This window comes from Mucilaginibacter phyllosphaerae (assembly GCF_004378255.1).
In the GTDB taxonomy this organism is placed as follows: Bacteria; Bacteroidota; Bacteroidia; order Sphingobacteriales; family Sphingobacteriaceae; genus Mucilaginibacter; species Mucilaginibacter phyllosphaerae.
In genome coordinates, this window is the sequence record NZ_SNQG01000001.1 from 1,123,521 (window position 1) to 1,138,168 (window position 14,648).

General features: G+C 47.0%; 8 protein-coding genes. 4 read left to right on the forward strand and 4 right to left on the reverse strand.

Annotated features, from left to right (window positions below; all coding sequences use genetic code 11):
* The first annotated feature begins 65 nt into the window (after positions 1–65).
* From E2R65_RS04875 to E2R65_RS04885, 3 genes are all read left to right on the forward strand, one after another.
* The gene (locus tag E2R65_RS04875) at positions 66–2,873 is read left to right on the forward strand and encodes a S8 family peptidase (protein ID WP_158285216.1); all 2,808 of its coding nucleotides are present in this window, start codon (positions 66–68) and stop codon (positions 2,871–2,873) included.
* A 108-nt stretch (positions 2,874–2,981) separates the two neighbouring features.
* Positions 2,982–5,816 (forward strand): outer membrane beta-barrel protein, encoded by a 2,835-nt coding sequence (locus tag E2R65_RS04880; RefSeq protein WP_134335336.1) that lies wholly within the window; start codon positions 2,982–2,984, stop codon positions 5,814–5,816.
* A 29-nt stretch (positions 5,817–5,845) separates the two neighbouring features.
* Complete coding sequence (locus tag E2R65_RS04885; protein ID WP_134335337.1) at positions 5,846–6,622, forward strand: GLPGLI family protein; 777 nt, start codon at positions 5,846–5,848, stop codon at positions 6,620–6,622.
* Between the two features lie 115 nt (positions 6,623–6,737).
* On the opposite strand, the gene E2R65_RS04890 is transcribed toward E2R65_RS04885, so the two are convergent.
* The 3 genes from E2R65_RS04890 to E2R65_RS04900 all read right to left on the reverse strand — a co-directional run bounded on the left by E2R65_RS04890 (position 6,738) and on the right by E2R65_RS04900 (position 11,891).
* The gene (locus E2R65_RS04890) at positions 6,738–7,604 is read right to left on the reverse strand and encodes a sugar phosphate isomerase/epimerase family protein (protein ID WP_134335338.1); all 867 of its coding nucleotides are present in this window, start codon (positions 7,602–7,604) and stop codon (positions 6,738–6,740) included.
* A 320-nt stretch (positions 7,605–7,924) separates the two neighbouring features.
* Positions 7,925–9,112 carry a Gfo/Idh/MocA family protein gene (locus E2R65_RS04895; RefSeq protein ID WP_134335339.1) on the reverse strand — a complete coding sequence of 396 codons (1,188 nt, stop codon included), beginning with the start codon at positions 9,110–9,112 and terminating at the stop codon, positions 7,925–7,927.
* Between the two features lie 1,642 nt (positions 9,113–10,754).
* On the reverse strand, positions 10,755–11,891 hold the full coding sequence (locus E2R65_RS04900; protein ID WP_204986274.1) for a TIR domain-containing protein: 1,137 nt from the start codon (positions 11,889–11,891) through the stop codon (positions 10,755–10,757).
* Between the two features lie 212 nt (positions 11,892–12,103).
* On the opposite strand from E2R65_RS04900, the gene E2R65_RS04905 reads away from it, so the two are divergent.
* Positions 12,104–13,168, forward strand: a complete 1,065-nt coding sequence (locus E2R65_RS04905) for a type I restriction endonuclease (protein WP_134335340.1) — start codon at positions 12,104–12,106, stop codon at positions 13,166–13,168.
* Positions 13,169–13,236: 68 nt separating this feature from the next.
* Here the strand turns inward: E2R65_RS04905 and E2R65_RS04910 are convergent, their stop codons facing one another.
* Positions 13,237–14,319, reverse strand: coding sequence for an AAA family ATPase (locus E2R65_RS04910; protein ID WP_134335341.1), 1,083 nt, complete (start codon positions 14,317–14,319; stop codon positions 13,237–13,239).
* Between the last annotated feature and the right edge of the window lie 329 nt (positions 14,320–14,648).

Genomic DNA, 14,648 nt, shown 5'->3' on the forward strand with positions numbered 1-14,648 from the left:
TAACAAAGTAGTTTTACCTTTAAAGGGGAGTTTAAACAGCTCCCCTTTACTTTTGCATGCCCCTTATGATCAAAAACATCTGCTGTTTTATCCTGCTCATTTTTTGTTATAATATGGGTTATGCCCAAAAAACAGCCGACGAAGGTTTACTTAAACAAATGTATGCCGCCCCTGCAAGCGGTTTTAAAACAGATAGCCTGCGCTATTACCTGGTAAAGGTTAAACAGCCTATGGCAACCGGCAGCAACATACAGGTTGTAAAAAGGGTATCTTATCACTACTATATTATAGCATCGGCCAAAACGGTTAATGTTGCAGGTAATACCTTAAGTATAAGCCCTGCCAATGCCCTGTGGAAGGCGGATGATAACCTGGCCCGCCTCAACCAAAGCCATCCCAATGCCTCCCGGGTCATCAGCATCGTTTTAAAAAAGCAAAACGGCAGCACTTTAGCCGATCTTAAAAAATACGGCGACCTGCTGGCTGTAAACGGTAATACCGTAAAGCTTAAAACCCGGCTTAACCAGTTACCGGCATTACTGCAGCGTAACGATGTAGCCTTTGCCAGCCTTGACCGTAAGCCCTACCCCGAACTGGCCATTAACGACCTGGACCTGGGCGCAAACAGCCTGGCAGCCGTGGCAGATAACTTCCCCGGCATCAATGGCGCAAATATCAACGTAAGCGTAAAAGAAGAACAATATGACCAGGACGACCTCGACCTGCTTGGCCGCTCGTTCGCCTCGGGAACACCGGCTTCTAATAATTCCAGCCATGCCACCACTATGGCAACACTGATAGGCGGCAACGGTAATTCCTTTATAAAAGGCCGCGGCGGCGCACCTGCGGTAAAATTCACCTCGTCGGATTTTGCGCGGCTGCTACCCGATACCGCAACCGCGTTTACAACCTATGGCATCAGCGTACAAAACCATTCGTATGGTACCGGTATCGAAAACTATTATGGCATAGAAGCCGAAGCTTACGACAAACAGGTGTATGAAAACCCAACCCTGGTGCACGTTTTTTCGTCGGGCAATATTGGCACCACCTCACCGCAAACCGGTATTTACAGCGGCCTTGCCGGCACGGCCAATTTATCCGGCACGTTTAAACAGGCTAAAAATGTTTTGGTGGTGGGCGGTACCGGCCGTACAGACGTACCCGAGGGCCAAAGCTCGGCAGGCCCTGCTTATGATGGGCGCATCAAACCAGAAATTGTTGCCGATGGCGAAGACGGCACATCAGGCGCGGCAGCCTTAACTACCGGTGCAGTTGCCTTGCTGCAGCAAACCTATAAGCAAAAGCATAACACGCTCCCCGCTGCAGCGCTGATAAAAGCTGTGCTCATCAATGCTGCCGATGATATTGGCACGGCCCATGTAGATTATAAAACAGGCTACGGAAAGCTAAACGCCCTGGAAGCTGTACGCACCCTGAATGATGAAAGATTTGTAAGCGGCAGCGTTGCAGATAAGGCACAAACAAGTTACCAGGTAACCGTACCGGCCAATTGCAGGCAGTTAAAAGTATCGCTTGCCTGGATAGACCCACCCGCGCAGCTGAATACCCCCGCCGCCTTAATTAACGATCTGGATCTTTACATCACCACCCCCACCGGCACCACCCTTTTACCCTGGGCATTAAGCGCCTATCCCGCTACCGATTCGTTACTCACCCCGGCCAGGATGCAGCGCGATAGCCTCAATAATACCGAACAGGTTACCCTGCAAAACCCCGCTGCGGGCATTTATACCGTTTATGTACAAGGCCGTAAAATAACGCAGGGCCCGCAGGCGTTCAGCATAGCCTGGCAAACCAGCCTGGTAAACCAGTTCGAGTGGATCCCCCCGTTAAGCGGCAGCATCATCCCGGCCAATGAGGATGCTTATCTGCGCTGGCAAAATACCTTCGGCACGGCACAGGGCAGTTTAAGCGTAAGTTATAACAAAGGTACAACCTGGCAGGTAATTGATGCCAATGTTAACCTGGCAGCCGGCAATTACAAATGGGCCGTACCCAATGTTTTTACCCCCGCCCTGTTAAAAATGCACATCGGCAACCAGGATTTTATCAGCAAAGAATTTGTATTGGCTGCCCCGCTTACCCTGGGCGTAGGCTATACCTGCACCACAGGCACCCTGCTGCATTGGAATGCGCAAGCCGGCGCCACGGGTTATACCATTTATAGCATTAAAGATAACCTGCTGCAAAAGCTAACCACAGCTGCAGATACCAGCATTATGATCCCTGCGGATGCGCAAACATCAAATTACTATGCCGTAAGCGCTATGGGTAACGGCTTTGAAGGGATAAAAAGCTATACCCTTGATGCAACCACCCAGGGCGTAGGGTGTTACATCCGTACATTACTGGCCACAGTAATTGATAACAAAAGCATTCAACTGGCTTTACAGGTAGGCAGCGTGTTAAATTTAAAAACCATTACCTGGGAAAAACTTACCGGCAATAACCAATATACCACCTTAGGTACCACCAATACCACCGCCGGGCTGCTTGATTATACCTTTACAGATGTTAACCCCAAAAAAGGCATTAATTATTACCGGGCCACCCTTACCACAACGGATGGTTTGGTAACCCGCTCTGATCTGGCCGGCGCCGTTTTATTACAGCCTAACCAGTTTACGCTGTTCCCCAACCCGGTTGGCGCACAGCTTACCATTTTAGCCGGCGAGCTGAATGATTATGAATTGAAACTTTATGATGCCCTGGGGAAACTAAGCTTAACCACAACCTTTAACGGGCTGCAAAATACCGTTTCCCTTAACCTGGTGCCGGGCACTTATGTGGGTGTAATAACGCTTAAAGGCAAAATAGTTTACAGCGGCAAAATTTTTAAAGCCGAGTAACAATTACGTGACTTGCCGGGTCTTACAGATATTTAACACTTTTTAACAAACATGCAATTTCTATTACTAAGATTTTAGTTATATCTTGCCTGTAATTAAACCTCACGCATGAAACTAACTCTACCTGTCCTGGTATTACTTTGCCTGTTATCTTTTTCTGCACTTGCTCAAACCTCCTATTCAGTTAAGGGTACCGCGGTTGATAGTGTTGCCAATGTAAAGCTGGTTAACACATCGGTAAGCGTACTTAACGCAAAAGATTCTACCCTGCGCAAGTTTACCCGCGCTGCGGCAAACGGTTCTTTCAGCCTGGGCAATCTTAATAAAGGCAAATTCATCTTACTGGTAACTTACCCCGGCTATGCCGATTATGTAGAGCATTTTACCTTAGATTCGGCTAAAACTACCATCAATTTTGGCAATATCAACATGAACCTTAAATCGAGGTTACTGAACGAGGTAATTGTAAAGGGCACCGTAGCAGCCATCAAAATAAAGGGCGATACCACCGAATTTAACGCCAAAGCTTATACCATACAGCCCAATTCAAAGGTAGAGGACCTGCTTAAACAATTACCCGGCATACAGGTAGATAAGGATGGCAAGATAACGGCCCAGGGCCAAACCGTGCAAAAGGTACTGGTAGACGGGGAAGAATTTTTTGGCGACGACCCTACCCTGGTTACCAAAAATATTCGTGGCGATATGGTTGATAAGGTGCAGCTGTACGATAAAAAAAGCGACCAGGCAGCCTTTACGGGTATTGATGACGGGCAAAAAACAAAAACCATCAACATTAAACTTAAGGAGGATAAAAAGAACGGCTACTTTGGTAAAGTTGATGCCGGTATCGGTACCGACGGATATTACCAGGGCCAGGGCCTGTTCAATAAATTCAAGGGGAAAAAGAAATTCAGCGTTTACGGTACATTTGGCAACACCGGCAAAGTAGGCCTGGGCTGGAGCGATAATAACAAACTGGGCACCAGCGACGGGCTGCAGTTTGGCGATGACGGCAATGCGTATTTTGACGGCGGCAGCAACGATGGCGGCCTGGATTCATTTAACGGCAGATACGATAAGCAAGGCATACCGGTGGCCAACACCGGCGGTGTGCACTTTGATGATAAATGGAAGAACGATAAATACGCCCTGAATACCAACTACAAGGTAGGTACCTTAGAGGTTGACGGTACGCGTAACAACAAACAGCAGCAAAACCTGCCGCCAGACCCAACAGACCCGAATGCCAACAGCATCATCAACACCACAAGCGACGAAAATTTTAACAATTACATGTTTAGGCAAAAGCTGGATGCCACCTACACCGTTAAGCTGGATAGCACCACAACGCTAAAGGTAGCTGTTGACGGCACACTAAAAAACAGCAACAATTACAGCGCTTACAACGCCGAAAGCAGAAGGCTTGATAATACCCTGCTAAACACCAACGACCGTACGTTAACTAATAACGTAGATCAGCAATTGTACAACGCATCGGCTTTTTTAACAAAAAAATTAAAGAAAAAGGGCCGTACCCTTTCTTTAAACGTTACCGGGGGTACTACACAAAACAAAGCGCACGGCTTTTTATACTCGGAGCTTAATACCTATGGCTTGCAAAACCAGCCAACCAGCAGCCAGGTAACCGACCAGATGAAAACCGATGATAGCAAAACCAGCAGGCTGAGTACCAATTTAACTTATACCGAGCCGCTTACCAAAGCATTATCATTGGTTTTAAATTACGGCTTTAACCTTAACAACAGCGATGCCGACAGGCGATCATATAATAACTCCAGCGGCAGCGGTGTACAAAACTACAACCTGCTTGACAGTACTTTTAGCAACCACTACGTTTTTAACCAAACATCCAACCAGGGTGGCGTAAACTTTAACTATAAAAAAGGCAAAAGCACCATCCGCTTTGGTACCCGGGTATCTAATGTAGATTATAAGCAGGTAGATGAGATAAGCGGCAACTCGGCAAGGCGCAGCTTTACCAACTGGAACCCGCAGGCTAACTACTCTTACAAATTCTCAAACTACAGCTCGTTCAACATCAGCTATTATGGTAACCCAACGCAGCCTACGATAGATCAGCTGCAGCCCATCCGCGTAAATACCGACCCGGCCAACGTTACCATTGGTAACCCAAACCTTAAACCATCCTTTACTAACGGGTTTTATGGCTACTACAACATGTATAAGGTCATCAGCGATCAATCGGTATGGTTAAACGGTGGATACAGCTTTACCACCAACCCCATCGTAAGCAATGTAGTTACCAATGACCAGGGGAAAAGCACCATACAATCTGTAAACCTGGCCGGTAAGCAGCAATCAAACTATAACCTGGGGGTAGACGGAAGCCGTAAACTGGGTTTCGCCGGCTTAAATGTTAACGCACGTTTTAATACCGACGGAAACATTTATTACAGCCTGGTAAACGGCCAGCTTAATAAAACAAAATCAAACAGCTACAGCGGTAAGATAGGCCTGTCTAAATACAAAGAGAAAAAATATTCGGTATTTTTAAGCGCAGGGCCCGATTATACCATTGGCCAGGCATCCCTGCAGCCCGACAGGAATAACAATGGCCGCGGCTTTAGCGCCGATTACTACATCAGCGTTTACCTGCCGTTTAAGATCGAGTTTAGCAGCGACGGCCAGTATCAATACACCGCGGCAACGCAATCTTTTAATAACGATTTCAGGCAGACCATCATCAACGCCCGCCTCAGTAAAGCCTTCTTTAAATCAGATGCGGTAAAACTGGCCCTAAGCGGTAACGACTTGCTGAACCAGAACCAGGGCTTTACCCGCAGCGCATCCAGCAACCTGATCACCGAGAACAGGTACACCACCATCCGCAGGTATTTTATGCTGTCGCTGGTGTGGGATTTTAGCGGGATGGGCGGCGGTACGCCTGCAAAAAAATAAGTGATCAATAAAAATTAAGATATCAAGCCATGAAAAAACATATACTAATATTACTAACCTGCCTGTTTAGCGGCAGCGTAGTATTTGCACAGAACGCGCATTTCACCACTTCGGGTACTATTGAGTTTGAGAAAAAGGTGAATATGTACGCCGTTATTCAAAAGCTGATCACCAAGAACAACGAAAGCTGGTACGCCCCGGCCTTTGAATCGTACAAAAAAAACAATCCGCAGTTTAAAACCATGAAAAGCACGCTAACCTTTGGCGGCAACAAAACCCTGTATGCACCTGTGGAGGACGATTCGCCGCCATCAAACAGCTGGTTTAGCGATATGCCCCTGGCGCAGCAAATAAACACCGCCTATACCGATTTTAACACCGGCCTGAGCACTACCAACAAAAAAGTGTTTGAAGAAACCTTTTTGGTGAAAGATACCGCCCGCCGCATCAACTGGAAAATAACCAACGAAACCCGCGAGATTGCCGGTTATACCTGCCGCCGTGCCAATGCCCTTGTTATGGATTCTATTTATGTGGTGGCCTTTTACAGCGACGAGATCCCGGTATCGGGCGGGCCGGAATCTTTTACCGGTTTACCCGGTATGATACTGGGCCTTGCCCTGCCGCACGAAAATGTTACCTGGTTTGCCACCAAAGTAACCGATACACCGGTGCCTGAAGCTACTCTGAAGATCCCGGCCAAAGGCAAGGTAACCACCTACAGCGGCCTTAAAACCACCCTAACCAAAGCCATGGAAGGCTGGGGCGAATACGGCAAACGCTTTTTCAAGATATACCTGTTGTAAGAGCGACAGGAATTTTTAGATTCAGGAATCAAGACAAAAGAAAAAGCCTGTGTAGTTTGCAAACTATACAGGCTTTCTTCTTACCTTTTACCTTATCCCTTTCACCTTACCCCTTTCACCTTAATCCCTTCAAATACATCGCATTCTTCCTGGCGCTTTGCAGGGGTGTTTCGTGGTGAAAACGGCTTTGCTCTACAAAAAAATACCGCATCCCGGTATCCTGCCCCGCGGTGATGAATTTTTTAAAATCAATAATACCCTCGCCCATATCGCAGGCCGATTCTTCCTTGCTGCCTGCGGGCAGGCGTTTCCTGAGCACATCGCGCAGGTGGGCCAGCTTAAAGCGGCCTTTGTGGTTGCGCAGGTAGGCGTATGGATCGGCCCCCTCGGTTACGGTGTAGTAGATATCCATCTCAAAATCTACCAGGTGTTTGTCTGTACCGGCCAGCAGCACATCTATGGGCAGCTGTCCGTTTAAAGGTTTGTACGGGTAATCGTGCGGGTGGTAACCAAACTTTAGGCCGTGTTTTTTGCAGATGGCGCCGCGCTTGTTAAAATCGGCTGCAAAGGTTTTAAAATCCTCTATCGATTTTTGGGGGCCAAGCCAGGGGCATATCAGGTATTGCATTTCAATGGCTGCGGCTTGCGTCGCCAGCCTGTCAAATTCGGCTAAGGTGCAGGGGTTATAGTGGGTGCTTACCAGGTTAAGGCCATAGCCATTAGCCAGCTTTTTAAATTCGGTGTTGGTTTTGCCCCAAAATATGCCCTTATCGCTGCCGTAACTTTCTATTTGGGTGTAGCCCATTGCGCCCAACTGCTTAAGCGTGCCGGCAGGGTCGCGCTCCATATCCTCTTTTACCATGTAAAGCTGGATACCACGGGCGGGTTTTATGCCACCGCTTACAGCTGCCGACAGTACGGCCGGCGCGGCCGACAAGGCCGCCAGCATCCCGCTGCTGTATATAAATTTTCTTCTGTTCATTTATTTGGTTTGTTGGTTCATTAGTTCATTGGGTCATTGGGTCATTGGGGCATTGGGTCATTGGGTCATTTTGGCATTGGGGCTTGTGCTGTGTTCAGTTTTGCCGATGTGGATCCTGCCAATCTCAAAAAATCCCGTGAATCCCGGTTAACACTTCGTACTTGCGTTAGGGATTGCAGCGGATACCGGCCCTGCGCCTAAGGCCTGCAGGCGTATGAGCGTAAAGCCCGGCCCGTTGGCTAACGGGAACGCCATAGCTAAGTAAAAAGTCAAAAACCTGCCTGCTGCATACCTAATAAAGCGATTGGCATTTTAACTTGCTAAATATCCCTTACCACAACCTCCCCTGTCGTCTTATCTTTTAAGATTAGCTTACGCTCGCCGTGGGGCAGTATCTCTTCTTTGATGAGGTAATAGTGCTCATCGTAGCTGGCAAATTCGGTAGCTACCTGCGTGCTGGTGCTGCCGCGCCAGTCGGTAATGTTAACGGGTTCCCAGGCGCCGCTTTGGGCAGATGCATAGGCGGCGTCGATAATGGCGTTCACTACGTAGCCGTCGTAAAACGTTTCGGCGGGCGGGCGGTTCTGCTCAATGGCCTCAAACATATCGGTAAACATGTGGTTGTAGCCCAATTCGTTCACCTCATCCCCCACCGGGAAAAGCCAGCCCTGGCTGCTCTCGGCCTTCTCTGCCACGTAACCGCCGCCTTTGCCGGTGCTGAACATATCAAAACCGGTACGCAAAAAATTGTTGATCCAGATGGTGCCTTCGGTGCCCATCACCTCGTCGCGCAGGTCCATACCGCCGCGAAAGCACCAGCTTACCTCAAACTGCCCGATGGCGCCGTTGGCATATTTAACCATGCCTATGGCGTTATCTTCGGCATCAATGGGGTGCACCTGCGTGGCCGCCCAGCACATCACCGCTACCGGGCGCACCTCCTTGCCTATATAGCTGCGGGCAATTTCGATGCAGTGGCAGCCCAGATCTACAATGCAGCCGCCGCCGCTTTGCTGCTTATCCCAAAACCAGTTGCTGTGGGGGCCGGGGTGCGCCTCGCGGCTTTTGGCCCACAATACGCGGCCGAGCGCCCCCGCCTTTACGCTGGCCAGGCTTTTGCCGAATTTGGGGGTGTAACACAGATCTTCGAGGTAGCCGCCCATTACACCGGCCTGCTCTACCATATCCAGCATCTGTTTGGCCTCGTGGGCGGTGCGGCCCAGGGGTTTGGTGCACAACACGTGCTTGCCGGCTTTAGCGCAAGCTTCCACAGCGGCCAGGTGCAAATTGTTTGGTAAGGCTATCACCACCACATCCACTTCGGGGTGGTTCACCACCTGGTGCATATCGTCGCTAAAAAGGGGGAGTTTATAATCATGGGCAAACTGTTTGGCCTTCGCCGCATCCCTACTGTACACAGCATGCAGCACATCCAGCCTGCGGTGCCCGATCAGCGAATCGGCATAGAAACGCGCAATAAAGCCCGAGCCAAGCATAGCAATTTTCATAAGCAGTAAATTTATAATGGTTTATGAGTGGTTAAGATAGGGATTTTTTGGATGTGCGGATATGCGGATGTGCAAATATGCAGATGATTTGCCCCCGTGCGTGGGTGCCTTACCACCAGCATGTCATTTAGAAAGTTTAGGCAGCCCCCCCTTCCCGTGGGGAGGGAATTAACCCTAACCCTATCGAAGAGCGCGGGGCCGACAAAAAACCGGGGCCGATGGGCAAATGCCTGTGCGTGGCAGGATTTTTTTGTCTTGATCTTTTGCTTCTTTTCTATCAAGAGAAAAGAAGGAGCCTCCGCGGCGACGAGCGGGCTAACGTTCATCAAAGCACTGACCTTCGATAGAGCCCTGTTAGGTGCGGCAATGCTTTATGAATAGCCAGTGGTTGTCACTTTCTTTTCTCTCAAAAGAAAGTAACCAAAGAAAAGTCGCGGCTGCGTCGTGTCGCTATTAAAGGCTGTGCTGCGGCAGGGATTGTGCTATCCGCAACACGCCAATGCCGCATCAGGTAGCTAACGTTCTGTTCGTGGGGGGTTGGGGTTGTGGCGGTTATTTGGCTGGTTGAAACCCCTCCCTGCCTTTGCGCTTTAGGCAGCCACACCCCTCCCGTAGGGAGGGAATTGAACGCCAACCTTATCGAAGAGCGCGGGGCCGACAAAAAACCGGGCCGATGGGTAAAGGCTTGTGCGGGGAAGGATTTTTTTGTCTTGATCTATTCACTTATTATTTTCTTTTGGTGTTCATGAGCTCCCTACGGTCGGTTTTTGCTTCTTTTTATCAAGAGAAAACGGCGAAGCCCCCTTGAGCACCTTAAAAAAATAAAACAACAGCGAAAAACAAGGAGCCTCCGCGGCGACGAGCGGGCTAACGTTCATTAAAAGCACTGAGCTTCGATAGAGCCCTGTTAGGTGCCGCAGCGTTTTATGAATAGCCTGTGGTTGTTACTTTCTTTTCTCCGAAAAGAAAGTAACCAAAGGAAAGTCGCGGCTGCGTCGTGTCGCTATTAAAGGCTGTGCTGCAGCAGGGATTGTACTATTCGCAACACGCCAATGCCGCATCAGGTAGCTAACGTTCCGTTTGTGGGGGCTTGGGGTGGGTGGTGAAGTTGGGCGGTTAAACCCCTCCCTGCCTTTGCGCTTTAGGCAGCCACACCCCTTCCGTAGGGAGGGAATTGAACGCCAACCCTATCGAAGAGCGCGGGGCCGACAAAAAACCGGGGCCGATGGGCAAATGCCTGTGCGGGGAAGGGTTTTTTTTGTCTTGATTTATTCACCTATTATTTTCTTTTGGTGTTCATGAGCTCCCTACGGTCGGTTTTTGCTTCTTTTCTATCAAGAGAAAAGAAGGAGCCTCCGCGGCGACGAGCGGGCTAACGTTCGTTAAAAGCACTGACCAATCCTACAGCCCCACGCCAAACAATGAACCAATGAACCACCAAGTAAAGGTGCTGTAGCAACAATCGGTTATGGTAGCCCCGCTATCCGCTCATACTGCACAGTCCTTAGCCACAAAGACGGCCGGTATCCGCTGCTATCGGGCTTAAGGGTGGCGGGGCTTTCACCACCTTGTCATTTCGAACAAGGTACGAGGAGAAATCTTAAAAAAAAGTCAAGTGATGACCTTTGATTATAAAGGGATTTTAAAACAATATCGTTTCACTTGGATTGGCAATCGCTGATAAAATATTCTCAGCAACCTTCTCTATAAGCTTTTCTCCCCAAAAAGGATCGTACATATCGTAATAAATTACTCTAATATGTTTTAAGTCAAATGGGACATCTTGTTCATTTGAACAGACTAATACAACAGGCTTTTTTAATGCATGAGCTAAACCTAATTCATAATAAACATTTGGATTTCTTGATGTCAATTCAGCTATTAAAACTTTCGCAGAAGTTATTCCAGCCCAAATTTGATCTATAATTTTACCAGTACCAAATAAATCATCGTCTGCTCGAACTGCCTTCAAACCTGCTTTTTCAATAGCTGGTTCAAAGATTTTTCGATAATATTGACCTAATGGAGCGGCAAACGGCATCATAACAAAACATGTATCACTGGCAGAAACCGAAGCAGCCTTGCTTAACTTTTTAAACTCTAAAGAAGTATCAACCTTTGGCGAATTGCGCTCAGACGAGATATCTAATATTCTTTGTTTATCACCAATATTTTCTATTAATCGTGCTTTATTTAACGACTCAGTAAAAATGTCAATAAATTCGGTAAGCTTTTCGTTAGGAATTTTAAATGTATCGACTAAAGTGTTTTCAAAAAATTTTCTATCCGGAAGGTTCTCACCTCTATAATGTTTATAAACATCGCTAATTACAGGTGCATTAAGTATGGCCTCACGCAGCCCTTTTAATTCATCTTCGTCAGATTGAGGCCTAATTATTCTTTTGGCTAAATCTGTCGGTTTGACCTGTCCTGGAGCTGGTTTTTCAAGAAAGCCAAACTTTAAGCTCGAACTCAATTCAACCGAAAAAGGGCCTTTAATGTTCGTTATCCCTAAAAATTTGGCAGCCTCAATATCTGTTGATTCTTTTCCAGCATTTTGTTCCAAAATGGCTTTTGGTATTCTAAGAGCCTTCTCAAGTGAATGTCTGGGATAATTAGATTGACTACTTTGTTTGACAGGCATCGTTTTCGATACCGAAACATTTTCCGAAGGATTGTCCTTTAATTTTTCTTTGTTTTTTTTGGAACCAACTGCTTTTGCACGAGCCACCCTTTTTGGGTTGCTTTTTGATTCTCCGTCTAATTGATCTTGCGCCATATAAGATTTAGATTATAATTTGCAAGATAATAATTTATGATCAGAAAATACTTGTAAACACTTTACAATCAAGCTCTCCCCGTCCATCTGTCCCCAACCCTTCGGCCCCTGTCAGACACTATTTCCAAGATTTAATAATTAGATAATTATATAAAGCTTTATAATAATCGTATATTGTTCTAAATAACCTAACAACCTTTATTACAACAAACATGGACTTTAAAGACCAAATCACACAGTTAGCATCTCGTGTTGAAAAAATTCTACCCCAGCTTAAAACAGAGGAAGCTACAAAAAACGCATTGATAATGCCATTCATTCAAGTTTTAGGCTATGATGTTTTTAATCCTTTCGAAGTTAACCCCGAATTTATTGCCGACATTGGAATTAAAAAAGGTGAGAAAGTTGACTATGCTATCATGCAGGATGGTGAACCTACAATTTTAATAGAATGTAAACATCACCTGGAGAAACTTGATCCTCACAATTCGCAGCTGTTTCGCTACTTCCATACGACAAAAGCAAAATTTGGGCTTTTAACCAATGGGTTAAACTATCGTTTCTATACCGACTTAGAGGAAAAGAACAAAATGGATAGCACCCCATTTCTTGAATTTAACATCACCGAGATCAAAGAAACTGAGTTAGTGGAGCTTAAAAAGTTCCATAAGTCTTATTTCGATGTAGAGAGTATCACCAATACAGCAAGTGAGTTAAAGTATCTTAACGAGTTAAAAACACTGTTAAATAAAGAGATGATCCTGCCATCAGAAAACTTTGTCTCGTTTTTTACAAAGCAGATATATTCGGGTGTCTTAACTGCTAAGGTTAAAGAACAATTCGGCCCGATAATCAAACGTTCATTTAATCTTTTAATTAGCGACGCGATAAATGAGCGCTTAAAGTCGGCACTCAACCAGGAAAAACAAATTGAAGTTGCAGAGGCTGTAAAATTAGAGGCAACCGCAGAACCAGCATCACTTATCGTTACTACAGAAGAAGAACTGGAAGGATTTTATATCGTCAAATCTTTGTTGAGGCAGAATATAGATTCCAAAAGAATTACTTACAGGGATGCACAGTCGTATTTTGCAATTCTTTTAGACGACAACAACCGTAAAACCATATGTCGCTTATATTTAGATGGGGCTAAAAAGTACTTGGTTGTATTAGATGAGGCTAAGAAAGAAGTTAAGTACGAGATCAATTCCTTAGATGAGATTTATAAATATTCGGAAACGCTATTAACCGCGGTAGCCCGATTAGAGAATAAATAATGCTATAAAGAAGCCTTACTTCACAGTAGGGCTCCTTTACATGGTATCGTTCTATCCAACGGGTCAGTTCACTTCGGCATCAACTTATTAACCAACCCCACAGAGATACCCAATTCATTGCTTATCTGTCGCTGGCTGTAACCCAGGGCAGCCAGTTGGACTACTTTGGGGCTTAATAATTCCCTGTTTATTGTGTGGCGGGTGCGCAGGTGCAGGCGTTCGTAGCTGTGGCCTTCAAACTGCATCTGCAAAAAATCATGAGGCTTGGTGATGCGGCAAAGGCATACGTTATCTTCACCATAGATCTGCGCGGTGCTGCGCTGCTTTATTTGTTTAAGGTAACGCAGGTGCGGGTCGGCGGCGCTTGTACCAATGGAGAAAGCGCTATCGGCAAAGTTCATGATCAGTTTACTGCCATGCAGGTCATCCGCCGAGAGCGCAGAGCCGGGGTTACGCCGTTTGGGGGTATGCGCCAGCACCAGAATAGATAGGTGATGGTCGGTTTTAAGCACTTTTAGTTTCTTCATCAGGCGGAGTGCCACCGGGGCGCTTTCAGTACCGCCGCGCAGGCAGCTGATGTTATCAATGATCAATACCGTAGCATTTACCTGTTCAATTCTGTATTCGATGCCGGCGATGATGTGGTCATCGTAATTGCCGGTGCCGCTGCTTATCGCGTGATCCGGCTTAAACTCGGCGCGCAAAAAGTTATTCGTAAAGCCGTAATGCCCACGGGCATGCGTATAGCGCTGATAAAACTGGTTAGTGGTAAGTTCAAAATCAATATAAAGCACTTTGGCCGGTTGGGCATGCAGGGCAAAGGGGGCGATGGGTTTGCCCTGGGCGATGCTGTTACCGATCTGCACGGCTAATACGCTTTTGCCCACATTGGTATCGGCAAAAAGGATACAAAGTTCGTTTTGGTGCCAAAGTTCACCAAACAGCATTTTAGGGGTGGGCTCGCGTTCGCCAAGTTCCATCCAGCGGCTGCCGGTAGCCACGGTGAACAGGTAGCGGCAGGCATCAGGGTTGGCCGGTGGCGGCGCGGTGGCCGTTTTCAATCTATTGGCCGGCCGAAATTTGTAGCCTTTAATTTCGGCACGGATCTCTTCGATAAAATCCGGCCGCGCGAACGAGTGGTTTTGAGTCATTTCAGGTTAAATAAATGTTATCGAAACGTGGGGAAAGCAAGCACAGGTATGATGCCCCACCAATAAAGGATACAGGATGTACCCCACATACAAATATAACACCCGCAAACATCAATCATGGTGACAGTGGATTGTCAGTAAGAAATGGAATAGAAAACCGGGTCGTTTCCAGGCCGTTTCGAGGTGTTTGTAAGGCGTTTAGCGTAGTGGAGGGGGCGGATTTACGAACGGTCTGATCCGCAGGTATTTACGTTCTGTTCACGGTGTTCACGCCGCGTGAACGTGAACGGCGGGGTAGATGTGCAGGTGTGCGAATCTGCGGATGTAGA

What these genes read in the sequence shown, in the direction of transcription:
- E2R65_RS04905 (WP_134335340.1), top strand. Translation starts at nt 12,104, where the DNA reads ATGGACTTTAAAGACCAAATCACACAGTTAGCATCTCGTGTTGAAAAA.
- E2R65_RS04875 (WP_158285216.1), top strand. Translation starts at nt 66, where the DNA reads ATGATCAAAAACATCTGCTGTTTTATCCTGCTCATTTTTTGTTATAAT.
- E2R65_RS04880 (WP_134335336.1), top strand. Translation starts at nt 2,982, where the DNA reads ATGAAACTAACTCTACCTGTCCTGGTATTACTTTGCCTGTTATCTTTT.
- E2R65_RS04890 (WP_134335338.1), bottom strand. Translation starts at nt 7,604, where the DNA reads ATGAACAGAAGAAAATTTATATACAGCAGCGGGATGCTGGCGGCCTTG.
- E2R65_RS04910 (WP_134335341.1), bottom strand. Translation starts at nt 14,319, where the DNA reads ATGACTCAAAACCACTCGTTCGCGCGGCCGGATTTTATCGAAGAGATC.
- E2R65_RS04885 (WP_134335337.1), top strand. Translation starts at nt 5,846, where the DNA reads ATGAAAAAACATATACTAATATTACTAACCTGCCTGTTTAGCGGCAGC.
- E2R65_RS04895 (WP_134335339.1), bottom strand. Translation starts at nt 9,112, where the DNA reads ATGAAAATTGCTATGCTTGGCTCGGGCTTTATTGCGCGTTTCTATGCC.
- E2R65_RS04900 (WP_204986274.1), bottom strand. Translation starts at nt 11,891, where the DNA reads ATGGCGCAAGATCAATTAGACGGAGAATCAAAAAGCAACCCAAAAAGG.